Source organism: Streptomyces sp. NPDC020801 (assembly GCF_044334385.1).
Taxonomy (GTDB): domain Bacteria; phylum Actinomycetota; class Actinomycetes; order Streptomycetales; family Streptomycetaceae; genus Streptomyces.
On record NZ_JBIRST010000045.1, the window covers coordinates 1 to 23650 of the forward strand.

The window sequence follows — 23650 nt, forward strand, 5'->3', positions numbered from 1 at the left end:
ACCACCCCCAAGCCATACCCAGGGCCACTGGATCCTCCGGACCGTACGACAGCCCATCCGACCCATCAACAACGTAGGACCACCCCCCGGATCATCAATAACAGGAGGGGGAAGTCATGCCGGACCCGAAAGCCGAAGGCCCCATTGCGGGCCACGAAAACGGTAACGGGGGGCGGCGCCGACTGGCGGCGAGCCACGGAGAGCTCCGGCCTGGTGGCCCTGGTGGCCGACGAGGTCAGCGCGGGCAGCATGGTGCTGGTCGCCGAGGTCGCCGAGGTCGCCGAGGTCGCCGAGAGGCCCGCCAGGCAGCGGGGCGGCGGCGAAGGAATTACCACCGCCAGGACGTGGTGGACCGTGACAGCGGCGGTGAGACGACTGCTGGGGGCCCGGGTGCGTCTGCCCAGGCCGAGCTGCAAGCTGGTGTGGTAGGCCTTAGCTGGGGGATGGGAGGAAAAGTCATGGAGACGGTGGCCGCGGGCGTGATCGTTCCACTGGGCCGGTGGCGGACGGCGCACTCAGTGGCGGGCGTGGTGACGGCAGCCCTGCCGAGGCCTGTCGCGTGGGCCGGGCTGATGAATGTGGCCCGTCGATTCTTGCCATGACGGAGAACGCGTCCCGGCCGGTGGCCGCTGCGCGGCGGCCGTATCTGATCGTGAATCCGCGTTCGGGTGGCGGGAAGGCGAGCCGGTTCCGGATCGCGGAAAAGGCCCGTGCACTGGGGGCTCAGGTGTTCCTGGTCGATCCCTCCCGGCCCCAGGACCTCGCCACTGTCGCCCGACGCGCGGTGGATGACGGCGCGGATCTGCTGGGGGTGGCCGGCGGAGACGGGACTCAGGCACTTGTCGCCGGAGCGGCCGCGGAGAGCGGTCTTCCCTTCCTGGTCATACCAGTCGGTACCCGCAACCACTTCGCGATGGATCTCGGTCTGGACCGGGCGGACCCTTCGGCCGCGCTGGAGGCCCTCACGGACGGTGCCGAGCTGTGCGTGGATCTCGGGTTCGCCGGCGATCGGGTGTTCGTCAACAACGTGTCGTTCGGTGCGTATGCCGCCCTGGTGCAGGATCCCGCCTATCGGGAGGACAAGATCGGCACGATGGTGCGGATCCTCCCGGAGTTCCTGGCCCGCCACGAGGGTCCGGAGCTCTCGGTACGCGCCGGGCTGCTCACCGTGGACCGGCCGGATGCCGTGCTGGTGAGCAACAACCCTTACCAGTTCGATGACCCGGCCGGGCTCGGCAGGCGTGCGCAGCTCGACTCGGGGCTCCTTGGAGTACTGGCCGCCAGGGCGGAGACGGCCGCCAGACTGCGCAGTGGGCAGCCGCACGGCCTTACTCATCTCGCCACACCCGACGACGTGGTCGTCCACGCCGACGTAGCGGCCGTCCCCGTCGGGCTGGACGGCGAAGCCGTCACCCTGCCGACTCCCGTGCGGTGCCGGATCGGTCCCCGGGCACTGCGGATACGGGTCCCCCGCCATCGGCCGGATGCCGTGCCCGCCGGGTGGCCGCCGGGTGTGGCCGCCGTCCGGCGGGTGGCCTCAGCTGTCGGGCGAGCTGCTCCTGGCATTGACACCAACTGACCGAGCCAGGTGGCGCGCATCCGACACCGGATAACGGGTCTCCGTAGTCGATAAGTCATGGCGGGGCCGCTTTCGCTCTTCTTCCATGGAGGAGTGTCCGGTTCCTCACGGAGGCGCGTGCCGTCTCCTGGGGGCGGAAACCGTCATCGCCACCGTCTCTGACGCGCTGATGTAGCCGCTGGGGTCAGCCCCGCCGGCAGTAGTGGCGTTCAAAGCAGCCGACGGCGCGCCGCTCCTTCACACCGTGCTGTGTTCGATGTTCACGAGAAGCGACAGCACCCGATCCCAAGCCGTCGAGTAGCTGTGGAGGGATGGCGGATCCGGCTGCGGAGGAACTGGGCGACAGCATTGTCGGACCCGGCCCGGATCCGGTGGACTGGCGTGCCGAAGGTCTCCGCTTCTGTCATGCCGCGTATTGAGAATTGGCACTGGTGGGCCGCTGTTCGGGACTTCTAGCGTCCGCCCATGCGGATCACAATCGTCGACGCCTTCACCGAGCGTCCTTTTGCCGGCAACCCCGCGGGCGTGCTGCTGCTGGACACGGAGTCCTTTCCCGAGGACGGGTGGCTGCAGCAAGTCGCTGCCGAGGTCGGCCTTCCAGAGACGGCGTTCGTCCACCCTCTTTCCGGAAACGCCGAGGCCCAGTGGGCGCTGCGCTGGTTCTCTCCGACCACCGAGGTGAACATGTGCGGCCATGCCACCCTGGCCGCCGCACATGTGCTGCATACCACGGGCCTGGCCGACGGCACCGCACGGTTCACCACACGCAGTGGCGTTCTGCGCGCGGCCGGTGCCGACGACGGCACCATCACCTTGGACTTCCCCACCGCCCCACTGCGCGCCATCGCACCGCCCAGCGAGATCGCCGCTGCCATCGGCGCCGACGTCAGGTCCGTCCACGAGACGGGCGCGGATGTCGGTGAGCCCCTGGTAGAGGTGGCCGACGAGAAGACCGTCCGCCAACTCATCCCTGACCTGGCCGCGGTGGCTGCGTTGCCTTGGCGGGGCGGTGTGATCGTCACCGCGCGCGCCGACGATCCGGCGGCCTGCTACGACTTCGTCTCCCGCTGTTTCTTCCCCGGTATCGGCATCGACGAGGACCCCGTGACCGGCGCCGCCCACACCGCGCTGGCGCCTTTCTGGGCCGCTCGGCTCGGTGGCACCACGCTCACCGGTCTACAGGCATCGGCTCGTGGTGGCCTGGTACGCACCGAGCTGCGCGACGACCGCACGCTGCTCTACGGCACCGCTGTCACCGTCATCGAGGGGGAGTTGCTCACCAGGCCGTAAAGCGGAGGGCGTGTGCCAATCCGGAGGCGCCGTCAACCGCAGTCTGCTGAGTACAAGCAAGGGCTGGCTCTGTCCATGAGATAAGGACAGCGCTTGTCCATCAGCTTGGGCCCCGGCCATCGGACAAGACCGTCGGCGATCTCCAGCGGCGCGAAGCAGTCGGCGCCCGTAGGCGTATCGAAATGTTCACGGGGTTGGACAGTAGTCAGCGGGTGATGTGGACGGTGACTTCTGTTTCCACCCCGCTGGTGCTGACAGCGTGGATGAAGCCCCGTGCCGCACGGTAACTTCCCGTGCCGCCGGTGATCGCCAGGGTGATGTCACCAGGGCCGGAAGCGGAGATGCCGAACACTCCCTGGACGGTGATCTGCCCCTGCGGCAGTGACAGGGTGATCTGGCACTGCAGATCGGACGAGTTGTTGGAGCCGGTGCGGACGGTCGTGCAGACCTCGTCGAACCGGCCTACCGTGACAGCGGAACGAACGAGGTCCCCGGTGACGATGAGCTGGTCCCCCTGGCCGGCCCCAGGCGGGGGCACGTCCACGTTCTGGACCTGAGTCGGTTTCGCGGTCAGATTGAACACCTCCTCTGCTCCAGGGCCGGTCGGTGTGGCGGCCGACGCCAGGGGACTGCAGAAGAGGACAGTGGCCAGGCCACTGGCCATGCTCCAGCCAAGGGGTCTGGTGTGGCGCATTACGATCTCCTCGTGGGGACATGGAGCGGTCAAGTGACCTTGTGGCACTCGCGGCGGCCGCTTCCAGGTGAGCATCCGCTGGGTGGGGTGCCACCGCGATCTCAGACGGGCATCCGGGTGGAAGGCTGGTGCAAAAGGGTGCCTGGGCGGGCGTCAGCCGCGCTGGGGATGGGTGTCCTGGTGCCGGTGTGGTGATGCGGAGCCCGCTGCGCGCTGGTGCAGGCAGTGAGAGGGTGTCCACAGGATCTGGGGCCGGCTCCAGACGACGGTGCTGTCAGGGTTCCTACGTGCAGCTGCCGCCAACCCGGACCTTGCTGGCTTCCTCCGTCAGGTCCCCGTCCTCGCGGCCCCGCTCGTCGACCTCCACCAAGGCGGCCCTTCCCAGCCCGTGCGGCGCCCCGTCCAAATTCGATGCGGGTTTCGATGCCGGCGGGGCCGGTGCCGTCCAGAACGAACAGCAGCCGCGGGAAGAGCGGATAGCGCCGCTGCCATTCCTCCTCCACCGGTTCCCGTCCGGCCAGGCGGCGCTGCGCGACCGGGACCGACGCGTAGTCGTACAGGCGGGCATAAGAGTTGAGTTTCGCGGCCAGGCGTTCGGGGCCCATGGCGGCCTGGGTCGACCTCGACTGAAGGCTGACCAGTCTCCTGAGGGCTTCAGAACGACGCCCCTCGCTCGTGCACAGGCAATATGCGCGTGCGGCTTGAAACACACCGTTAGCCGCCGTGCGAACATCTCCTCCCCCGACTAGCCTGGTCAGCTATGGGACCCCTCCGCATGACGGCAGGGGAGGAGAAAGTGATCTTCCCTCTGATAATCAGCGTGGCACCCAATCAAAGCATCGTCAGTGCCCGGCAGGATCCTGCCGGCAACACATGAGGGGCTCCTGGCCTGTCGTCAAGCAGCGGTCAAAGGACGCTCGCGACAGGTAGAAGACAGCGTCGAGAGCTCACAGCGGAGGCTCCGATGGCAGGTGCGCAGAAAGCGCGTGGGCGTACGCTGCGGCTTACGCTCTTCGTTCTGTCGACTTCGATGTTCCTGGCCTGGTTGAGTGCGGTGACCGGATGCGGGGGCACCGGGAAGGACGCTGCAAATGAGTCCTCGACGCTTACACCCCAAGCGGTGGGCGCCGCCACCTTGTTCCCAGGTGCGCAGGGCCAGTCCAGTGACGCGCAGATCGACTTTCCGCGGGCGGACCCGGGCGAGTCATCCAAGGTGACCGTGACTGTCGCCAATCACACGGATAAACCGATGAAGGTGGACGCGCCTCAACTGGCGGCGCAGCCTTCCGGCCAGCCCACAGCGACCAACTCGTCCGGACAGCCTTCATCGGCCAAATCGAGCGTACCGACAATCATGGACGACGCCTGCCAGGGGAGGACTCTTCAGCCAGGTGAGACCTGTAAATTTTCCCTGCTCATCCCTGCCGGTACCGACAACGGAGCCTTCCAGGTCGAGCTCAAGACGAACCAGGGGAACGTGACAGCAGTCGTTTCACCGCATCGGTCCGGCCAGGAATCAGGGACAGGGTCGGTCGAGACTCCTCCGACGAGCAGGTCAGGGACACCGACCCCCCTCCCCTCGGGGACCAGCACACCGACCGGCCCCACAGGTCCAACCAGCACTCCGGCCACGGGCCCGACGGACATCCCGACCGGCTCAGGTCCAACCGTCATCCCAGCCAGCCCGCGCACGGGCCATGGAACAGCCTCGGATCAAACACCGTCGGCTCCTCTCACCTGACCCTGCGTGGAGGCCGACTCACCTCTCGCCACGGACCTCCACCCGAATAGTGTCGTTGTCGTCGAGCAACAGGGTGACATCGAGATTGGGCAAAGGCTCGCTCGGCACGAGGTAGTACCGCGAACGAGACTTCGCCAGCACGCGGAACCCGACGCACATGTACCGGTAAGGCAGGTAGGCAGCGCCCTGATCCTTGCAGCGCACACTGGAGACCGTGGGGGAGATCCGCTGCCGGGAGTGGATGAGGACGCGCGGCATGCCACTGAAGCTTGTCCTCGCATCAGCACGTGCCGCTGATGTCCCCGCTCCATGGGCGTAGCGGGCCAGGGCGAAGAACACGATCAGGGCCGTCGCGCAGACCAGCAGTCCTTCGGTGATTCCCCAGAAGCGGCCACCGCGGCCGCGCGGACCACGGCTCAGATACATGGCGAACAGCAGCAGGAGTCCACCCACGGCTACGAGGAAGGCCGGCAGGATCACGCGCAACCAGCCGACGGGCAGAAGGACGGTGATCGTACGCTGCCACCAAACAGGCTCCAGAAAGACGGGGAAACTGAGCAGCAGTAAGGCGATTCCCCCCACGGCAAACACCCGGCTCGCCATACCGCGCTCCGCCGCCATTCCTGGTTGTGAGAACCGTCGCTCCAGCGCTCGGAAAAAGATTACGCCGGCGATTCCCAAAGCGAGTAGCACCCACAGAGGGAGGAAGATGGCCGCCGGACTGCCGAGTAGGTAGTCCTGAGAGGAAAACTCCAACTCGCTGGCGCTCAGACCGAAGTAGGCGTAGTACGCGTTGCGGTAGATATAGCCGAAGTAGTACAGCAGGGCGAAGACGACTGATCCAGGAGTTACGATGTAGGCGGCCTTCTCAAGGAAGGACTTTTCTCTCGGCTCCCGTTCCGTCACCCGCCGTCTCCTCACTCTCTGCCAGCAGGCTGACAACTTAATGCCGGGCAACCGGCGGCTGAAACTTCGACACGCAGGACATGGTCCGTAGCGCCCGAACCGATCGAGCCCGAGGAAATGTGCAGTCAGAAAGCATCGGTGCGCTGGCTTCTGGGGGGATGGACCTGCGGCACAGCCAAGAGGCGATGGCCGTGCCGGAAGAGTTTGGCCCACCGTTTGAGGCCTCCCGTGATCACTGCGCACCCCGCCACCGAAGCCCCGCGCAATTTCGGATTCAAGTTCCGAGGCTTCCACTTCACGGCGACTGGTGGTCGGTTCGTAACCGTCAACCGCGCGCTGTCTGCGGCACGGGCACCAGTCGAGCGCGGCGTCGCACAACTGAAGTCGTGGCATCCGCAGGTCCCGATGCAGCCCAGCGCCGGATCTCTGCCACGGTGAGCGGAGCGAGGGCTGATCCGTTTCTGCTGCCCCCTTGCGCGACCGTCCGCCTGGGCGGCGAGAGCGGCCAGGAAGGCGTGGGCGAGCATGGCCAGGGTGTTGCGCGGGTACCAGCCGGGGTAGCGGCGGACCTCGTACTCGTCCAGGCCGCACTGGTTCTTCGCGGCCTGGAAGCACTCCTCGATCGCCCACCGGCTGCCGGCGATCCGGACCAGTTCGGCTATCTCGATACCGACGGACGCGTAGGCCAGGTCGTAGGCGAGCTCGCCGGGGTCGGACAGACTGCGGCGGGCCATGACCCGCCGGTGGTGGCTCGGCGGCTCCGGATCGAAGGACAGGTTGACGGGCAGTTAGTACTCCAGCTGCAGATCGCGATCTTCGTAGTGCGCGGTCTTCCGGGCAGCTGCAGCGGCCGGCTTGGGCTTGGTGGCTGCGGCGGGCTGGCGCGTAGGGTGCCGGGATGATCGCGATGCCAGAGGAGTTCGCACAGAGCACCGTCGACCGCGAGGGGGAGGCCGGGGCGGGGTGGCTCGACGAGCTGCCCGGGATCGTGGAGGAGTTGCTGGGGCGCTGGGGGTGCGTGCCGGATGGCGAGGTCATGCACGGGGGCGTTGGCGTCATCGTTCCAGTACGGCGGCAGGCTGAGGAGAGCGCCGTGCTGAAGGTGTCGTTTCCGCATCCCGGCAACGTCCATGAGCCGGACGCGTTCGTTGCGTGGGGCGGGTGCGGCGCCGTGCTGCTGCATGAGCGCGACGACGAGCGGTTCGCGATGCTGCTGGAACGGGTTCAGCCGTCGACCCTGGCGGAGGTCGAGGACGGCGACGAGGTGGTGACGGTCGCTGGGCGGCTCAATCGCTGCTTGGCCATCCCCGCACCGCCCGGCCTGCCCCGGCTACGTGAGCAGGCCGACGCCTGGGAGGAGCAGCTGTGCAAGGACGCCGAAGAGCTGATGCATGCGCTGTCGCGTCAGGTGCTGGATGCCGCCGTGGCGACCGTTCGGGAGCTGGGGCGGGACCAGCCGGACACCCTCATCCATGGCGATCTCCATGCCCGGAACATCCTGCGTGCCGGCCGAGAGCCGTGGCTGGCTGTCGATCCCAAGGGGTACGTGGGAGATCCCGCCTATGACGGCGGCACGCTGCTGAAGTCCCGCGCGCTGACGCTCCTCGAAGCGGGTGACCTGCGCAAGGCTGTCCACCGCGTCTTGGATGTCTTCGCCGAGGCCGCGGAACTCGACCGTGAACGCGTCCAGCGGTGGGCCCAGTTCCATGCCGTTCAGGCTGCGTTCTGGGGACGCCGCCACGGTTTTCGTATCGCCCGCCGCGGGCCACGGCTGGACTGGCTCACCGAATTCGCCGACCGTCTGGCGGAGTTGCTCACCGAACGCTCGTAGTGCGTGATGGCGCTGGCCTGGTCCGGTGGGTGGACGAGTGCGGCCACCGTTGATCATCGTGAGCTGTGTGTACTGACGATGAGATGGTGGCCGCAGGTCACAGTATAGATCCCGCCCGGTGGCGGGAGGCGTTCGCGGCGGCCATGGGCCGCATCGCGGGCCGGTTCGCCCGATGCGAAGCCCGTCGGCGAGCCGGGCGGCTGGTGCTGGGCCTGCTGTCGGACCTGCCCTGCAAGAATTGCTGGACGATCGCCGAGTGGGCCGGGGAAGCCAGCCCGCACGGTATGCGGCATCTGTACGGCTCTGGATCGCCCTGGCTGCACCGCTTCAGGCGGTTCTGCGATCGTGGAGGTGGCCCAACCTGGCAGGCGAATAATCCCTTTTGGGAACTGGTTTGATCCAGGTGGTCGCTGAACGTTATCGCCCCTCGGTCTCAGTCATTTCTGCGAGCATGAAGCGTGATGGCCCTTCACCAAGAGTCATCACGCGGCCGGGTCGTCCCAGATCCTCAGTCCGCTCACCCACTCCTGGGCCGCGGCAAGACTGCTGGCGATTCCGATCATCTGGAACGCGACGGCGGTTGCGGTCCGCGGCTGCCGCGCCGGTATCGGGGCTGCCGCGCTCTGCCGCATCATCTTCCGGGACCATCGGCGAGATCGTTTAGGGTTGCGGCGATGCGGTCGAGTCGGCTGCGGTCGACGGAGTAGAGGACGTAGTAGCCCTCGCGGCGGCTGGTCAGCAGTCCTGCTTGGGTCATCTGCTGGAGGTGGCGGGAGACCACGGACGCCGAGAGGCCCAGGAGGGTGGCGAGTTCCTGGGTGCTTCGGCTCTGTCCGGCGAGGGACTCGGCGATTTCCAGGCGCGGTGCGGCGGCCAGGGCTCGCAGGGCGGTGAGCAGCTCTTCGCGGCTGGCGGAGGCGGGCTGCGGGGCGAGCGGGGCCGCGGGGTAGGTCACCCGCAAGGGCCAGGGGGCGTCGCAGGTGACGCGGACGTGAGGCCATACGTAGTGGCTGGCGGTGAACGTCACCGGGCGGGTGCGGGTGACGGTGATGTCGTGGTCGTGCGGGCGGTCCAGACGCAGCAGCCGCTCTCTCGGGTCCAGGCGGATCTGCGGGAGCAGGCTGCGCAGCATAGGGAAGACGCCGGCGACGGCGATCCGCCGTCCGGCGCGGGTGATTTCGTCGTGCAGAACGGGGTCGAGGCGTCCCCACTCGGCGGCGAAGGCGCTGTCCCAGTAGTCCGCCAGAACGGTGAGCGCGGCCTCCAGGGCTGGAGTTGGGTCGGCGAGGATGCGGCGGAGCCGCTCGGCGCGGGCAGGGTCGGTTCGGTCGAGGTCGGTGAGAGCCGCGCCCCGCACGGACGGGTCGGTGACGAGGTCGCGGCCGTAGCGGGTGGTGTCGACGAGGGTCTGGGACAGCTCTGCGGCCAGGTGCTCCGGGGGAACGGCGTGGATCGCGGCCAGCTGGTCGGCGAAGGCCGCCTCGGGGACATCGGCGCCGGCCTCGAAGAAAGCAGGGATGTAGTCGGCCACCATCCAGCCGTGTTCGCGCAGTTCCCGGCGGAGCGCGGCGGGCAGCTCGCGGCACCGGCGCACCCAGGGAAGGTGCAGTGCATGGTGCCCGGGGGCGGTCAGCACGTGCCAGGAATGGATGGCTTCCAGCAGGGGGGACACGGTCAGGGCCAGGTCTTCCTCGGCCGTTCCGCCGAACCGCACGGTAATCATGATTGCAGGATTCCACAATCAGTTGATCAGTTCCTTTCCGGTGTCCGAAGCTCGTGATCACACGCCCGCACCCGGCGCAAGGAGGCCTCATTCCCATGACCACCCGCGACGACGACTGGCTTGCCGTACTCGACGCGAGCGGCAGCCCGTACACCCTCCACCGGCACGCTGCCGCCCACACCGTCACCGAACGCCCAGCCCTTCCGCGTCGTCCACGTCCGCCCGGGATGGCACCCGCCCCGCGCCGGTGACATACCTGCTCCCCTCTCACAACCAGCACGTGAAAAGCACGACAGGAGACGACAGCCCCATGGTGCCCACCGAGAGCATGCTGGCGTTCGCGGCGGTGTCCCTGCTGGTGATCGCGATACCCGGGCCGAGCGTCCTGTTCGTCGTCGGACGCGCCCTCGCCCACGGCCGCCGCACCGCGATGGCGACGGTCCTGGGCAACGTCCTCGGCGCCTACGCCCTGATCACTGCCGTCGCCCTGGGCCTGGGCAACCTGGTGCAGAGCTCGGTGACGCTGTTCATCGCGGTGAAACTCGCCGGAGCCGCCTACCTCGTCTATCTCGGCGTGCAGGCCATCCGCCACCGCAGGCAGCTGCACGCGGCCGACCTGACCGCCCCGGCCGGCGCCCAGCGCAGTGATCTGCGCACAGTCCTGGACGGCCTGTTCGTGGGCGCCACCAACCCCAAGAGCCTCGTCTTCTTCGCCGCGGTGCTGCCGCAGTTCGTGAACAACTCCGCAGGCCCCATCCCCCTGCAGATGATGGTGCTGGGCCTGATCCCGGCGGCCATCGGTCTCCTCTCGGACACCGCGTGGGGCCTGTGCGCCTCCGCAGCCCGCACCTGGTTCGCCCACTCCGAGCGACGCATGGCGGTGATCGGTGGCGCGGGCGGCATTGCCATGATCGGCCTCGGGGTCACCGTGGCCGCCACGGGCCACCCCAGATGAGCCCGACCCGGCGCTTCAGGCGGCCGTGCCCAACCCGGCGGCGCCCAGGTCTTCCGGGGGCGATCTTCCAACACACCAGTCCTGTGCCATGGCGTCGCCTTGCGTTTCGCTCGTCTCGATCATTCCGTGGGGCCCCGGCATGAGGGACTTGACCCTGGGCATTTCAGTGCCAGCGATCACCCCGCCGGTTCTGCGTGCTCATCACCCTCGCCCGCAGCGGTGAAGCCTGCGCACATCACGGCAGCCCATCTCCTCCCCGAACCCCGGCAGTGCACCGCGCTGTCGAATCCTGCCGCACGGCGGCGGGACCGTCCGCCACCCCCTACCGGAGTGCTCCATCGGCCTGCCCCTCGTCGCCGGGAGCACGCTCCTCGTCTCCCTGCTCGCCTCAGCGACGCGAAAGGGACTCGATCGGTTGACCAACCGGGCCCCGACCGTCTGGACCCGACTGGCCGTCACCGTGTCGCTGGTGTCACTCGCGCCCTTGACGTATGTCCAGGCATCCAGCGGCGCCAAGGCCACCCTCGCGTTGATGCACTTGGCCGTCGCCGCCGTACTCCTTCCGATCCTGGGCCGCCGAGACGGCGATCGACCCGGGACATGGCGACACGACAGAGACGACCCCCCGGCCGTCCGGTTCGAGGCGCCACCCCGACGTACGCCGAACTCGGTGCCGGCGGAGGGGCTCGACGCACTGCCGGCGAGCCACCACCCGGTGTGAGAGGTGGCCGACCGAAAGCCGTCGCCACGGCGGTGATCCTCTACACCTCCGGGACGACGGGCCGGCCCGAGCCGGCCGCGCGCCACGCCCGGTGGCTGGAACCCCGGACCCAGGTACCCGGAGCTGCTCCGCCGCAAGAGCATGCGCTACCGCTACCGCTACCGCTACCGCTACCGCGCACCCGGCGGCCTCGGTGTTATTTTCACGATGTGAGGAAATTCCTCTTGCTCGGAGTGGGGCGGCGGGCTACTGTGGGCTTCTGTTAATTTCACGATATGTGGAAATGGGTATGTCATGCCTGGCTTCAGGGCCGCTGGGGTAGACCCCCGGCCAGCGTCAGCTCGACGGAGCGCAGACCGCCGGTCGTCAGTACCGCCACCGGTCCCCGGCCCGCCATGGGGTGACCGCGAGGACAATGCGCCCATCCCCGTCGAGGCCCTCGCCTGGTTCGACCACTGGCTCAAGGGCCGGGGCAAAGGCGTCCTCGAAGGCCCTGCCATCCGCTACCGGCTGCCCGGAGCCGAACAGTGGCGTACCGCCGACTCCTGGCCTCCGTCGGCCGCCCACCTCGCCCTGGCCCTCAACGCCTCCGTCCCTCACGGTCAACGAGCGTCCGGGCGAGCGCAGTTACGCCACAAACGGCGTGCATGAAACGCAATGCCCGCACAGCCGAGTTGGATCAGCGACCCCCTTCCCGACGACATCGACATGGTCGGCCACCCCGGAACTACGGTCTACCGCCAACAGCAGCGGTGCCGACACGGGTTGGATCTGCTCCTGCAGGACGTCGGCCCGGACGGCACGGCCGTCACCAATGGCTCGCACAGCCTGCCCACCCTTGTCTCCGCCCTGCGGTTCGCTCGTCTCGATCATTCCGGTCAGGACCCCGGCGTCAGGGAAGCGAGCCCCAGGCATATCAGTGCCCGCGAACCACCCGCCCGGCCGGGCGTGCTCATCACCTCGACCCCAGCGGTGAGCCTGCGGATATCGCGGCAGCCCATTAACTCCCCGAACTCCCGGTGGTACGCCGCGCTGCCGAACCCAGCCGCACAGCGGCGGGACCGTCCTCCAGCACATGACGGAGCGCTCTGATGACCTCACCGCCCACCCGCGCGGCCACCCCGGACCTGCGCCACATCGCATACGCGATCGGCGGCGCTGCCCTGGCCACCACCCTGCTGTGGACCATTGCCCACATCCTGGGCGTCGAACTCAGCGTCGGGCCCGGAGGCGGATGGCCCACCCGGGCCGTAAGCCTGCCCCGCGTCGCCGGTATCACGCTCGTCGTCTCCCTGCTCGCCTCAGCGACGCGAAAGGGACTGGATCTGTTGACCGATACCGATCGGGCCTCGACCGTCTGGACCCGCCTGGCCGTAGCCGTGTTGCTGGTGTCACTCACGCCGCTGACGTATCTCCAGGTGTCCGGCGGCGCCACCGCCTTCCTGGCGCTGATGCACCTGGCCGTCGCCGCCGTACTCATTCCGCTCCTTGCCCCGGAAGCGCCGATTGACCAGAACATGGCAGTACCCGAAGACAACCAAGCGATCCACTGAAAGTTCGGAGCGCCATCCGGCAGACGGCCCGGAACGCCGAAGGAGCCATGCGCATGCCTTCCAGCCCCCACTCCGACTTTGCCGCGATCCTGGTGGACTCGGCGGCGCGCCATCCCGACCGCGCGGCTGTCCGGCTCGACGGCGCCACCCTCACGTACGCCGAACTCGACGACTCGGCGAGCAGGCTGTCGAGGTAGGTGTCCCTGTGCGTGCCGTTGGGCGCCGTCGCGGTGCCGTCGCCCCGCGCCTGCGAGATGTCCAGGTGGGCGTGCGCGTGGACCAGGTCGGCGATCGCCTCGTCGAGCAGCACGATCGAGAAGTGCCGGTTCGCCGTGTACGACAGCTCGTGCCCCGAGCTTCGTACGGGCCCATGTTTGGTGCCCTTCACGAAGGTCGTGATGACGTAGCGGCCGAAGCAATCACCAGCTTCGGCTCGTTGCCGGACGCCGGGCCGAAGCGTTGCCACCACTCCACGCAGTACGCGGTCCGGGCCACGATCCCGATCAGCGAGCGCTCCGGCATCCTGGCCTTGATCTGGTGTTGGCGTTTCGCCCGAGTGCCGCGGCGAGATCGCGTGAGGCCATCTCCTGCTCTGTGGTCGTGGAGACGACCGAGTAGGCCTGGAACAGCAGTGCCGGGGTGCCCTCGGGCACCAGTGCCCCCGTCGGCATCGCGGGGGTAGGTTCCTGCCTCCAGGAGGCCGAGTCGGCAGTCCTTCGCCGGGTCTCGCACAGGTGGAGGTCGACGTACCCGGCGAGGGTCAGCGCATCCTGCGGATCGTCGGCCTGGAAGGAGACACGGCGCAGCAGTCGCACGCCGTCGAGTAGCTCTCGGGTACTTTGTCGTACAGGGACGATGGCCGTCACGCAACAACACCCCACCACACCGCCCACGGTACGAACCCGACCGCGGCCAGCCCTACCGGGGCCAGGCGCAGCCAGGCCGCCCGGCTCGGCGTCGGCCGTCGGCGCCAGAGTGCGGTTGCCGAGACACAGGTGGAGACCACCACGGCGACGGAGAGCCCCTGCACCACCAGCCACACCGCCGGACGGCCCCACACAACGGGCGCCGCCGCACCGCTGCCCGCCACGAAGACGGCGAACGGACAGGCCACCGCCGTCACGACGGCAAGCAGGCCGAGGCCGGCCACCCACCGCACCGGGCGCCGGCCCGGGCCCCGGCGTAGGAGGGCACTCATCGGGTAGGTGGTGAAGCCGAGGAGCAGCAACGCCGGGGCGAGCCAGGCATACCAGGCATTACCTGGAACAGCGGTGGCGGCGAGTGCCTGCCCAGGTGCCGGGGCGACGCTCGACGCCGGTGGGTGACCGGCGGCGACGGCCCGCACCCATGAGGTCATGGTCTGCGCATAGCCCGGAGCCAATTCCCCAAGCTTCTTGCCGTGGTAGAGGGGGCCGCCGATCCGGTCGAACCCGTCCGACGTGCGGTGCCCGTTGTGGGCACCGCCGACGACGAAGCCCATGACCGCGTGCTGATTGCCCGCCCGGGCCAGGGTCTCGCAGAAGATCCGTGCACTCTCCCGGGGCGGCACCTGCGTGTCGTGCTCGCCCCACAGTGCCAGCACCGGTGTCCGGTGGAGCCGCTCGAGCACCGGAACGGGGTCGTAGCCGACCGCCGGGAACAGACCGGTGGCGCCGACGAATTGGGCGGTGGGGCCGTCCACGGTGCGGCGGAACGAAGCGCCCACACCCCGGTTGCGCAGATGCGTCGCGAGGTCCCAGGCCTGGGTGCGCAGCGGGTCGTAGCCGGACCCGCCGATGGTGACGACGAACGCGACGTCCGCCGAGCGCGCCGCGGCCAGCGGCGCGACCCAGCCGCCCTCGCTGAACCCCCACAATCCGACCCGGCGTGGGTTCACCCCGTGCCTGGCCTGCAACAACCGCACTCCGGCAAGCGCGTCGTCGGCCAGCAGGCCGAAGTCCCGGTGGAGCAGGGAGTAGCCGACGGTCCGCTTGTCGTAGACGAGCGTGGTGATCCCGGCCCGGGCGAACGCCTCGGCCTCCTGCCGGTACTCCTCCCGAGGCCCGGAGCCGGAGCCGCCGACGAGCACAATGCCGGGGCCTGGGCTGGGTGCTCCTCCCTTGCTCAGGACGGTGCCGTGCAAGGCGAGCCCACCGCCACCCCGGAAGGTGGCCTCCTGGCGGACCAGCCCGTCCCCGCTGGCGTACGCCACCGGCGCGGTCAGCAGGAGGAGGGCGCCGGCCAACACCGAGGACAGGACGGCCATTACAGTGCGTATGAGTGATGCGGAGGTAGCCGAGAGCAGCACGGCGTGCGTCCCCCTTCGTGTCGGTTGGGCCGCGCGGTCAGTCGGTCTCCGGAATTCCGAGAAGTCGGACGAGCACGGTCCGCGCCTTGGGCGTGCCCCCTCCCTCCGGGGCCGAGTAGCGGTAGAGGAGCGCGATGTACTCCTCGAAGAACGCGCGGAGTTGGTCGGGGTCGACCCGGAGCGTGGCGCGCGAGAAGAGCGCCGCGTCGGCCCAGGGCCCCAGCGTGTCGCGTGCCTCCTCGAAACGCCGGGCAGAGTCGATCAGTTCAGCCAGGTTCAGTCGGTGCATCTCGGTCAGTGCCTCGCGCATCTCCGGCGTCTGCCGGCTGTACGGCGGGAACCGTCGGTCGCCCGCCACTGCCCGCCACCACCGCTCCCGCCCCTTCGCCAGCTCGGGGACCTCCTCGACGAAGCCGTGCTTGGCCAGCTGCCGCAGGTGGTAGCTGACCAGCCCCGTGCTCTCGCCCAACTCGCGTGCGAGCGCGGCAGAATTGGCGGGCCCCCGGCGCAGGCATTGCTCGATCTTCTGTCGCATCGGGTGCGCGAAGACGCGCAGCGCCTCGACATCGGTGATCTCCTGGGCAGGCGGTTGTTCGGCCATGCCGGAAGGCTACAAGTTGCAAAGAATGTTTGCAAGGAATCCTTGCAACTCTCCACGTGTACAACTCAGCCATCAGGAGCGGGAGTTCATGACATCGTCTCCGCAGGTTCAGCAGGTTCAGCAGGTTCAGCGGGTTCAGCGGGTTCAGCGGGTTCAGCAGGTGCGGCCCGTGCGGGACGCGGACGCTTTCCAGGCCCTGCCGGAAGAGGGCGCCGAGGCCGCCAAGGCGAGATCGACATGTCCCTGGTCAGCGTTGACTCCACCACCACGCGGGCTCATCATGACGCCGCCGGCTCGGGGTCATCAGCGAACAGACCCTGGCCGCAATGGAGGGCGGCCTCGCAAAATGGGGAGCGCCCGAGACGCAAGGCGGGCGGGACGGCGAAAGCGGTCCGGTCCGCGCCGAAGGCCGGCGCATTCGCTCACGACGGGCCCGGCTGAAGGCCGCTCTGCCCGAGCGGTCCCACGGCGGGCTGACCGGTAAGATCCACCTGGCTGCCGACCGGCGCTGCCAATCGACGGCGCTCCTGCTGGAGACAGTTCTCTTGGTCGAAAACCCCAACTGCCCGGGGCTTGACCTGACTGCCAGCCCACCGGCGATCTCACCCGCCAAATAGGGTCGGCACGGCCCGAGGTGATCCACGAGGGCCTCGTCAGCGCCAGCCGCTGCATCACGAGCCAACCGACATCATCAAGTTCAGTAACGTGAGTATCCAGGCAGACCGAGGAGTCGAATTGTTACGTTGCGAGGCGGTCAGTAAACGTTACGGCGGGCGACGGTGGATCTTTAGTGATGTGTACATGACGGTCTTGCCCGGGGATGTCCTCGCGGTGGTGGGAAACAACGGTTCGGGGAAGTCGACCTTGCTAAGGATCCTCGTCGGACTGACGCAGCCCACCACCGGGACGCTGTCGGGCCGACCACGGCACATCGGTTACGTACCGGACCGCTTCACCCCCCATGACCGCATCTCGGCGATCTCCTACCTCACCCACATGGGGCGCATCCGTGGCATGTCGGCCTCCGCCGCCCGCACCCGAGGCAACCACCTGCTGGACCGGTTGTCCCTGGTGGGCGGGCGAGACGCATCGATGCGCACGCTGTCGAAAGGCAACGCCCAGAAGGTGGCGCTCGCCCAAGCCCTGCTCGTCCAGCCCGACTTGTTGGTCCTCGACGAACCTTGGTCAGGTCTGGATGCTTCGGCCCATGGGGTCCTCACCGAGTTCATCGACGAAGTGGCCGCACAGGGCGGAGCGGTGGTCTTCACCGACCACCGCGAGACGATCGCCGAGACGCACGCCAGCGGCGCCTACGCCATCAGCGACGGTCGGGTAGCCTGGCGCGGCGGCCAGCACGCCGGGGACCGCGCCTCGATGGTCGAGCTAGTCCTGACCCTGCCTCCCACCGGCATCATGCCGGTAGAGGTGAACTGGTATGCACTCCCGGGCGTGGTGGACGCCGCCCGGCGTGGCGAGGCCGTCATCCTGCGGATAGCGCGAGAGTACTCGGATGCCGTCCTGCTGACCGCACTGCAGCACCAATGGTCGGCGGAGGGCCTTGCCTGGGCCGTGGACGAAGGCGGTTCCCGGGCGGATATGAAGAGGACCGCCCTGTGATCGCCCTTATCCGCTACCTGTTCGGGTTGATGCTGCTCTCCCAGCGCTACCTCGCGCCGCTGCTGCTGTTCCTCAGCCTGGTAGCCGTGCTGACGAGCAGCGACACCGGCCCGCTGGCCGCGACCTACGCCTCGGCGGCGGGGGCCATGTTGCTGTGCTCGGTCTGGCTGACCATGGCACTGATTGGCCTCGAGGACCAGCCGCAGCGCTCGATCATTGTCGTCGGCGTCGGCAGCCACCTTCGGGTCCTGCTCGCAACGGTCGGGACGGCCACCGTGTGGTGCCTGCTGCTGACGGCGGCCGGTCTGGGGCTGCCGCTGATGTTCGGGACCCGCACACCCGGCCTCGCGGACTTGGCGCTGGGGAGCGAAGCCCAACTCACCTGTGCGTTCACTGGCATGGCCATCGGGCTGGTCTCTTCACGGCTGGTGTTCCGGCGGCAGGGCTACGCGCTCGTCCTCGCCCTGGTACTCCTGCTGGCTGTGCTGATGGGCAAGGGCGCTTCCCCGGTCGACATCATGTTCACTCACCTGCAGCACGCGTCTGACTCGGCGGACGTCTTGGTGTTCACGGGGGTCCAACTCGTCATCGCCGCAGGCTTCTTGACGGCCGGAGTGGCTCTCACACAGGTGATCGCCCTCAGAAAGGGATGAGCGCTGCCAGGTTGTGCCCGCAGCGGCGAAGGCGGCGCCGTGTCCTATGTGGTGAGGCGGATCAGTCGCCTGTAGCGGCAGAGTGCGGCTGCCAGTCCGGGAAAGACACCTCAGGCCCTCAACTCGTCGAGCCGCGGCTGCTGGAGTCACCTTACGGCCGACGGAGTTGAGACGATCAGGGTGCTGTGCGAGCGCATCCTGCAGGAGCTCATCGAGGCCGAGGCGACCGAGGCCTTCGCCGCCCCGGGCGAGCACTCCGACCAGCGCACGACCTGGCGCAAACGGTCACCGCGAGAGGCTGCTGAGCACCCAGGCCGGTGACCTGGGCCTGAAGATCCCCAAGGTGCGGACCGGGTCGTTCTGCCCCTCGCTGGTGGAGCGGTGCCGGCGGGTCGACAGGGCCCTGTTCGCCGTGGTGACGGAGGCATACGTGCACGGCGTGTCGACCCGCGCGGTCGACGACCTGGTCAAAGCACTCGGTGCGGACTGCGGGATCTCCAAGACGCAGGTGTCGAGGATCTGCGGCGAACTCGACGCCGAGCTGACCGCGTTCAAGGAACGGCCGCTGGACCACACCGTCTTCCCCTACGTCTTCCTGGACGCTACCTAGTGCGAACCGGGGCCGACGGCGGTCGCTCCCGGGTGAACCACCGGATCGTCTCCCAGGCCGTGGTCATCGCCACCGGCATCTCCGCCTCCGGGCACCGCGAGGTCCTCGGCCTGATGGTCGGCGACAGCGAGTCGAAGCCGTTCTGGACGAAGTGCCTGCGCTCCTTACGGGCCCGCGGGCCGGAGAACGTTCAGCTGGTCATCTCCGGCAGCCACAGCGGCCTGGTTGCCGCGATCCGGGCCGTCCTCCTCGGCTCGGCCTGGCATGGGTGCCGGGACGAGTACACGCCGGCGCGCGGAGGGGTGTGGACGGGACTTGCGCGCCCCTGACCGGAACTGTCCGGGTGCGCCCGGCGTCCGTAGGCCATGCAGCCCCCAGCGGCTTTTCCAGGCTTCGAGCATTCTTGGAGAGTGGTGTATGAGTCGCCATGGTCTCGCGCCGGAGGACCCGCAGCGTCTGGGGGAGTACTGGCTGGCTGGCCGATTGGGATCCGGCGGCCAGGGGGTGGTCTACGAGGCCTACGACGCTGCCGGGATGCGGGTGGCGGTGAAGGTGCTGCACTGGGACACGGCCTCGGGGACGGCGGCCCGGCGCCGGTTCGCCAAGGAGGTGACGGCGACGCAGCGGGTGGCGTCGTTCTGCACGGCGAGGGTGCTGGCCGCGAATCCGGACACCGAGAGCCCCTACATCGTCGGCGAGTTCGTCCCCGGTCCCGATTTGAGAGCGGCGGTGCAGCGTTCCGGACCCCTCCGGGGCGATGACCTGCTGCGGCTGGCGACGGGGGTGGCCACCGCGCTGGCCGCGATTCACCAGGCCGGGGTGGTGCACCGGGATCTCAAGCCCGGCAACGTGCTGCTCGGCCCGGACGGGCCCAGGGTGATCGACTTCGGTATCGCCCGTACCCCGGAGATGACCTTGACCGAGACCGGTGCGGTCGTGGGCACATTCGGCTATATGGCCCCCGAGACCCTGCAGGGGCGGCGGGCCGGCACCCCGGCGGACGTGTTCGCGTGGGGAGCGTTGGTGCTGTTCGCCGCGACCGGAGAAGAGCCGTTCTGGGGGGCGAACATCGGGGAGGTGGTGGTCCGTGCCCTGGAGCATGAGCCGGACCTGACCGTTCTGCCCGAGCCTTTACCGTCTGTGGTGTCCGAGGCGCTGGCCAAACGGCCCGAGGATCGACCCAGCGCGACTGCGATCCTGCTGCGCTTGCTCGGCGGCGGCTACGACGACCAGCAGGCCCTGCGGGCCGGGGCCGACGCCGCCGCCGGCATGCACGCCCCCGGCGGCGCGGCGGCAACAACCGTTCTCTCGCTGGGCGACGCGGCCGAGGCCGCCTCCGACGCCCTTCCGCCCGCGGTCCATGCGGTCGCGCGCGAGGTCTGGCTCCGGTTGATCGTCCCGGGCAGCGCACCGGATGGATCCCACGACAGCGTGCGCACCGCCGCCGAGGACGAACTGCTGTCCGGGCGGCCCACGGGCGAGCAGGCGGTCGTACGGGAGGCGATCGCCATGTTCACCGGCGCGGGTCTACTGATCCACGAGGCAGCCGCCGTACGGCCGGTCAGCGCGGCGGTGCTGCGGGCCTGGCCCCGGCTGAGGGAATGGGTGGATGCCGACCGTGAAGGACTGCGCCTCCACCGGCGGTTGGGCGAGGCGGCCCGCGTCTGGCACCAGCACGGACGCCGACCCGAGGACCTGGAAGGTGGCACCGCCCTGCGTAAGGCTCTCGACTGGGCGGCCACCGCCCCCAGTCGGCTGCGCCCGAATCTGCTGGAGCGCCAGTTCCTCACCGCCAGCCGGACCGCGGACACCCGCCGGCTACGCCGCCGCCGCGCCCTGGTGGGCGGCACCGTGCTGTTCGCGGTGCTCGCCCTGGTCGCAGGTGCTTTTGCCTGGCAGCAGAACCGCGCCAGTGAGCGTCAGAGCCTGCTGGCCGAGGCCCGCCGAGTGGCCTCAGTCGCCGACAGCCTTCGTTCCACGGATCCGGTCGCCGCGATGCGGCTCAGCGTCACCGCCTGGCGCCTCGCCGACACCGCCGAAACGCGGTCCGCGCTGATCGGGGCGATGACGCAAAGGGAAGGCGAGAGCTTCAGCGCACCCAATGAGGCGGAACTGCCCTATGCCGCCTGGCCTCATCTCACCAGCGACGGCCGCACCTTGCTCACGATGGAGAAGAACCACGTCATACGGTGGGATGTGGCCGGCCGACGGCAGGTCGACCGGCTCGCGGTGCCCGGAGTGCAAGCCGGTCGGATCGCTTCAGCCAGTGACGATGCGCAGACGGTCGCCGTGTACGGCGACGGCGGTGCTCAGGTGTGGGACCTGGCCCGGGGCCGGCGCATCTGGGAACAGAACAGCTCAATGCCTCTGCTTCAAGTAAGCCCCAGCGGGCGGATGCTTGTTCTCGACGACACACGGCGCGGCACGGCTCGGTTGTGGGATCCCGGGCGGCAACGCACATTGTTCGAGAGCACCGAGGTGTACGCGGACGGAGCCGCCATCAGCCCGAACGACCGTATCGCCGCCTTCTGCTCGCGCAGCGGCTTGATGGAGTTGTGGGATGTGGCCCGCGGAACGCGATGGCAGTCCGCTCGGACGGCCATCAACATGGGGAAGTGCCAGGGTCGCCCGTCAACAGAGACCAGCGCGGTCAAGTTCAGTACCGACAACAGCACCGTGGCACTCATTGCCTCCGGCAGCGGTGTGCGCGTGTGGGACATCTCCTCCGGCAAGGAGCGCCGGATCCGCCGCTCGGGCGTAGAAGCGTTCGCCCTCAGTAAAGACGGGAAGTTCGTCGCAACTGCAAGCAGGGACGAAATTCTGCTGTGGCGCTTGAACGCACCGAGTGAACCGATATTTCGGTACTCGCTGCTCAACGAGTCCGTCTCGCAGATCAGGGTCGATGTCGATTCCGGAAGGATTCGATATCTCAGCGGAGAATGGTCTCCCACCGTTTCCGTGCGATCACTGAATCTGGGCCAGGCGGCCGCCACCGGATGGCGCACGGAACCCCTGCAAGCTGCTGCATTCAGTGCGGACGGCCGCTTCCTTGGCGTGACTTGGGACGATCACCCGATGGGCAGGTTCCAGATCCGGGAGGGGCTCAGCGGGAAGCTGATCTCCGACCTGCCGGGCATCCGGATACCGCCAAGGAATGACAAGGGAGGAGTGGACAGCGTCAGACTGCTTTCATTCAGCCCGGATGCACAGGCCCTGGCCTACGCAGTGGCGACCTCGTCCGATCAAGAGCGTGATCGGATCAGGGTGTGGAACATCATGGAGAAGAGAGAGGAAGGTTCGCTGTACCCCACCGGCCCCGACGAGTCCCCGGTCAGCGGACTGACCTTCACCGCGGACGGCAAAAGGCTGATGGTCTCGCGGCTGAATGATGGAATCGAGCAGCCGGAAGGGATCGATGTCTGGGACAGGCGCCTCCGTGCCAAGTTCACGACTCTGGAGGGGGATGCGTTGGTGGGTAACGATTGGCCCCGAAGTTTTGCACTGAGGCCCGATGGGGGACTCCTCGTCACCAATGACGGACTGATCCGCCTTCCTGAAGAAAAGGCCATTCGCAAGGACCTGAGCCGGGAAGCAGTGACCGCCATCGCGTTCGGACCCGAAAAAGGCAGAAGCATTCTCGCAGTCGGCGATGCCTCGGGCGGGGTGACCATGTGGGACGGTGACGTGAGTCATCGCCTGGGGATGCTCCCAGGCAGGTTCGACGGCTCGCGACGGGGCATTGAGGCGGTGAACGCTCTGGCGTTCTCCCACGGCGGCCGCACACTGGCGGTAGGCGGGAGCGCAGGCACCGTGCAACTGTGGGACGTGGCCTCCAATCAGCGTTTGGGGTCCGCGCTGCCCACGCCGGGCGACGCCATCCTGTCTCTCACTTTCGGCACCGACGATACGCTCTATGCCGCCGGGGCCCATGTCCTGCACCAGCGATACGTGCTCGATCCCCAGCATTCGGCCAGGGAAGTGTGCAGGCGGGTCGGCGGAGGTCCGTCCCGTAGCGAGTGGGAGACATACATCCGCGGGCTGCCTTACCGCAAGGTGTGCTCTTGACCCATAGTCAGACTTGACCGCTCTCTTCGGGAGGCACCCATGGTGTGTGGTCGTGGTGACGCGGGATCCGGAAGAGCACTTCCCCGCCGATCGAAACGTCCGCTTCGCGCGGGATGGTGGCCGCGAAGTGACGTCAGGCTCCGCCAGCCAGGCCAGCAGCCCGTGCTTGATGTACAGGTGATCCGCGCTGGAGACCCGGGCCGCCTTCCGGGCACAGGTGGAGGTGTGCTCGGGATCCGGCCCGTGAGCGAAGTGGCAGGCGCGATCGGTGTACAGCTTGTGAAGAGCTGGTGCCCGCACCCACCCAGCCCAACACCGCGCCAGTAGGTCTGGCCAGCATGGCGGGCCCGGAAGTCGTCGAGCTCTATTGCTTCCATCGGAAGGACCACAGAGAGCTCTGAATCGGTGTGGCCGATCACTGCGGTCTGCACCGGTGCCTGCCGCTGAAGGCCGCCGCCGACCGGGCCGACGGGCCTCCCGTCCGCGAGGTCAGTCCCGGTCAGGCCCGTTAGAACCAACGGGCCCAACCGCGCGCGGGCCGGGAGCGGTCGGCACGGGCAGCATGGGTCTGATCAGCCGTTTGCCGTATCCGTGCTGTGGCGGGGCTCTGGAACAGCTCAGCCGCAACCAGATGAACGAACTCATCGAGCGGGCCGGCGGCCGCTCCTCCTCCAGCGTCTCAAAGAAGACCACCCTGGTGGTCGCGGGCGACAACGCCGGATCCAAGCGCGCCAAGGGCGAAGACCTCGCCATCCGTCTCGCCACACCCGACGAGTTCGCCGCCCTCGTCGCCGACTACCTCAACTGACACCGCAAGAGGAGAG

The 23650-nt window shown here is 68.4% G+C and carries 19 protein-coding genes and 4 pseudogenes; 15 read left to right on the forward strand and 8 right to left on the reverse strand.

Annotated elements, in window-relative coordinates:
• The first annotated feature begins 213 nt into the window (after window positions 1-213).
• From ACH4UM_RS40625 to ACH4UM_RS40635, 3 genes are all read left to right on the forward strand, one after another.
• A complete protein-coding gene (locus ACH4UM_RS40625) occupies window positions 214-429 on the forward strand; it encodes a hypothetical protein (RefSeq protein WP_398191346.1) in 216 nt (71 codons plus the stop codon).
• 169 nt (window positions 430-598) lie between these two features.
• Window positions 599-1579, forward strand: coding sequence for a diacylglycerol/lipid kinase family protein (locus ACH4UM_RS40630; RefSeq protein ID WP_398191349.1), 981 nt, complete (start codon window positions 599-601; stop codon window positions 1577-1579).
• Window positions 1580-2044: 465 nt separating this feature from the next.
• Window positions 2045-2869 carry a PhzF family phenazine biosynthesis protein gene (locus tag ACH4UM_RS40635; RefSeq protein WP_398191352.1) on the forward strand — a complete coding sequence of 275 codons (825 nt, stop codon included), beginning with the start codon at window positions 2045-2047 and terminating at the stop codon, window positions 2867-2869.
• A gap of 205 nt (window positions 2870-3074) precedes the next feature.
• Here ACH4UM_RS40635 and ACH4UM_RS40640 read toward each other — a convergent pair whose 3' ends face one another.
• The 3 genes and pseudogenes from ACH4UM_RS40640 to ACH4UM_RS40650 form a co-directional block, all read right to left on the reverse strand.
• Window positions 3075-3563 (reverse strand): hypothetical protein, encoded by a 489-nt coding sequence (locus ACH4UM_RS40640; protein WP_398191355.1) that lies wholly within the window; start codon window positions 3561-3563, stop codon window positions 3075-3077.
• Between the two features lie 1759 nt (window positions 3564-5322).
• On the reverse strand, window positions 5323-6210 hold the full coding sequence (locus ACH4UM_RS40645; protein WP_398191357.1) for a hypothetical protein: 888 nt from the start codon (window positions 6208-6210) through the stop codon (window positions 5323-5325).
• A gap of 488 nt (window positions 6211-6698) precedes the next feature.
• A pseudogene (locus ACH4UM_RS40650) lies at window positions 6699-6947 on the reverse strand (IS701 family transposase); the annotation flags it as partial.
• 161 nt (window positions 6948-7108) lie between these two features.
• Between ACH4UM_RS40650 and ACH4UM_RS40655 the strand changes: the two are divergent.
• Together ACH4UM_RS40655 and ACH4UM_RS40660 are read left to right on the forward strand one after the other, a co-directional pair.
• Window positions 7109-8041 (forward strand): aminoglycoside phosphotransferase family protein, encoded by a 933-nt coding sequence (locus ACH4UM_RS40655; RefSeq protein WP_398191360.1) that lies wholly within the window; start codon window positions 7109-7111, stop codon window positions 8039-8041.
• Window positions 8042-8184: 143 nt separating this feature from the next.
• Window positions 8185-8337 (forward strand): annotated as a pseudogene (locus tag ACH4UM_RS40660) (IS701 family transposase); the annotation flags it as partial.
• A 186-nt stretch (window positions 8338-8523) separates the two neighbouring features.
• On the opposite strand, the gene ACH4UM_RS40665 reads toward ACH4UM_RS40660, so the two are convergent.
• A complete protein-coding gene (locus tag ACH4UM_RS40665; RefSeq protein WP_398191362.1) occupies window positions 8524-8676 on the reverse strand; it encodes a hypothetical protein in 153 nt (50 codons plus the stop codon).
• Entirely contained in the window at window positions 8673-9764 is a 1092-nt protein-coding gene (locus tag ACH4UM_RS40670; RefSeq protein WP_398191364.1) for a DUF5937 family protein, read from the reverse strand. Before ACH4UM_RS40670 ends, ACH4UM_RS40665 begins: the two co-directional genes overlap by 4 nt.
• Before the next feature lie 95 nt (window positions 9765-9859).
• Here ACH4UM_RS40670 and ACH4UM_RS40675 point away from each other — a divergent pair, with 95 nt between their 5' ends.
• The 5 genes from ACH4UM_RS40675 (at window position 9860) to ACH4UM_RS40695 (ending at window position 13190) form a co-directional block, all read left to right on the forward strand.
• The gene (locus tag ACH4UM_RS40675; RefSeq protein ID WP_398191367.1) at window positions 9860-10015 is read left to right on the forward strand and encodes a hypothetical protein; all 156 of its coding nucleotides are present in this window, start codon (window positions 9860-9862) and stop codon (window positions 10013-10015) included.
• Window positions 10016-10074: 59 nt separating this feature from the next.
• A complete protein-coding gene (locus tag ACH4UM_RS40680) occupies window positions 10075-10719 on the forward strand; it encodes a LysE family translocator (protein ID WP_398191370.1) in 645 nt (214 codons plus the stop codon).
• Window positions 10720-11062: 343 nt separating this feature from the next.
• Window positions 11063-11440, forward strand: a complete 378-nt coding sequence (locus ACH4UM_RS40685; protein WP_398191412.1) for a DUF6069 family protein — start codon at window positions 11063-11065, stop codon at window positions 11438-11440.
• A 1091-nt stretch (window positions 11441-12531) separates the two neighbouring features.
• Window positions 12532-12993: a DUF6069 family protein gene (locus ACH4UM_RS40690; protein WP_398191373.1), complete on the forward strand. Its 462-nt coding sequence runs from the start codon at window positions 12532-12534 to the stop codon at window positions 12991-12993.
• A gap of 53 nt (window positions 12994-13046) precedes the next feature.
• Window positions 13047-13190 (forward strand): hypothetical protein, encoded by a 144-nt coding sequence (locus tag ACH4UM_RS40695; protein ID WP_398191376.1) that lies wholly within the window; start codon window positions 13047-13049, stop codon window positions 13188-13190.
• Window positions 13191-13496: 306 nt separating this feature from the next.
• Here the strand turns inward: ACH4UM_RS40695 and ACH4UM_RS40700 are convergent, their stop codons facing one another.
• From ACH4UM_RS40700 to ACH4UM_RS40710, 3 genes are all read right to left on the reverse strand, one after another.
• Complete coding sequence (locus ACH4UM_RS40700; protein ID WP_398191379.1) at window positions 13497-13808, reverse strand: hypothetical protein; 312 nt, start codon at window positions 13806-13808, stop codon at window positions 13497-13499.
• Between the two features lie 47 nt (window positions 13809-13855).
• Window positions 13856-15238: an alpha/beta hydrolase family protein gene (locus ACH4UM_RS40705; RefSeq protein ID WP_398191382.1), complete on the reverse strand. Its 1383-nt coding sequence runs from the start codon at window positions 15236-15238 to the stop codon at window positions 13856-13858.
• Window positions 15239-15317: 79 nt separating this feature from the next.
• Window positions 15318-15881: an ArsR/SmtB family transcription factor gene (locus ACH4UM_RS40710; RefSeq protein WP_398191384.1), complete on the reverse strand. Its 564-nt coding sequence runs from the start codon at window positions 15879-15881 to the stop codon at window positions 15318-15320.
• An 801-nt stretch (window positions 15882-16682) separates the two neighbouring features.
• Between ACH4UM_RS40710 and ACH4UM_RS40715 the strand changes: the two genes are divergently transcribed.
• The 5 genes and pseudogenes from ACH4UM_RS40715 to ACH4UM_RS40735 form a co-directional block, all read left to right on the forward strand.
• Window positions 16683-17498, forward strand: a complete 816-nt coding sequence (locus tag ACH4UM_RS40715) for an ATP-binding cassette domain-containing protein (protein WP_398191387.1) — start codon at window positions 16683-16685, stop codon at window positions 17496-17498.
• On the forward strand, window positions 17495-18151 hold the full coding sequence (locus ACH4UM_RS40720) for a hypothetical protein (protein ID WP_398191390.1): 657 nt from the start codon (window positions 17495-17497) through the stop codon (window positions 18149-18151). The genes ACH4UM_RS40715 and ACH4UM_RS40720 overlap by 4 nt, the downstream gene beginning before the upstream one ends.
• 174 nt (window positions 18152-18325) lie before the next feature.
• A pseudogene (locus ACH4UM_RS40725) lies at window positions 18326-19036 on the forward strand (transposase); the annotation flags it as partial.
• Window positions 19037-19178: 142 nt separating this feature from the next.
• Complete coding sequence (locus tag ACH4UM_RS40730; protein ID WP_398191393.1) at window positions 19179-22826, forward strand: protein kinase; 3648 nt, start codon at window positions 19179-19181, stop codon at window positions 22824-22826.
• Window positions 22827-23427: 601 nt separating this feature from the next.
• A pseudogene (locus ACH4UM_RS40735) lies at window positions 23428-23634 on the forward strand (BRCT domain-containing protein); the annotation flags it as partial.
• Window positions 23635-23650: the final 16 nt, after the last annotated feature.

What these genes read in the sequence shown, in the direction of transcription:
- ACH4UM_RS40640 (WP_398191355.1), bottom strand. Translation starts at nt 3,563, where the DNA reads ATGCGCCACACCAGACCCCTTGGCTGGAGCATGGCCAGTGGCCTGGCC.
- ACH4UM_RS40635 (WP_398191352.1), top strand. Translation starts at nt 2,045, where the DNA reads ATGCGGATCACAATCGTCGACGCCTTCACCGAGCGTCCTTTTGCCGGC.
- ACH4UM_RS40670 (WP_398191364.1), bottom strand. Translation starts at nt 9,764, where the DNA reads ATGATTACCGTGCGGTTCGGCGGAACGGCCGAGGAAGACCTGGCCCTG.
- ACH4UM_RS40695 (WP_398191376.1), top strand. Translation starts at nt 13,047, where the DNA reads ATGCCTTCCAGCCCCCACTCCGACTTTGCCGCGATCCTGGTGGACTCG.
- ACH4UM_RS40690 (WP_398191373.1), top strand. Translation starts at nt 12,532, where the DNA reads ATGACCTCACCGCCCACCCGCGCGGCCACCCCGGACCTGCGCCACATC.
- ACH4UM_RS40655 (WP_398191360.1), top strand. Translation starts at nt 7,109, where the DNA reads ATGATCGCGATGCCAGAGGAGTTCGCACAGAGCACCGTCGACCGCGAG.
- ACH4UM_RS40715 (WP_398191387.1), top strand. Translation starts at nt 16,683, where the DNA reads ATGACGGTCTTGCCCGGGGATGTCCTCGCGGTGGTGGGAAACAACGGT.
- ACH4UM_RS40730 (WP_398191393.1), top strand. Translation starts at nt 19,179, where the DNA reads ATGAGTCGCCATGGTCTCGCGCCGGAGGACCCGCAGCGTCTGGGGGAG.
- ACH4UM_RS40705 (WP_398191382.1), bottom strand. Translation starts at nt 15,238, where the DNA reads ATGGCCGTCCTGTCCTCGGTGTTGGCCGGCGCCCTCCTCCTGCTGACC.
- ACH4UM_RS40630 (WP_398191349.1), top strand. Translation starts at nt 599, where the DNA reads ATGACGGAGAACGCGTCCCGGCCGGTGGCCGCTGCGCGGCGGCCGTAT.
- ACH4UM_RS40675 (WP_398191367.1), top strand. Translation starts at nt 9,860, where the DNA reads ATGACCACCCGCGACGACGACTGGCTTGCCGTACTCGACGCGAGCGGC.
- ACH4UM_RS40680 (WP_398191370.1), top strand. Translation starts at nt 10,075, where the DNA reads ATGGTGCCCACCGAGAGCATGCTGGCGTTCGCGGCGGTGTCCCTGCTG.
- ACH4UM_RS40665 (WP_398191362.1), bottom strand. Translation starts at nt 8,676, where the DNA reads ATGATGCGGCAGAGCGCGGCAGCCCCGATACCGGCGCGGCAGCCGCGG.
- ACH4UM_RS40710 (WP_398191384.1), bottom strand. Translation starts at nt 15,881, where the DNA reads ATGGCCGAACAACCGCCTGCCCAGGAGATCACCGATGTCGAGGCGCTG.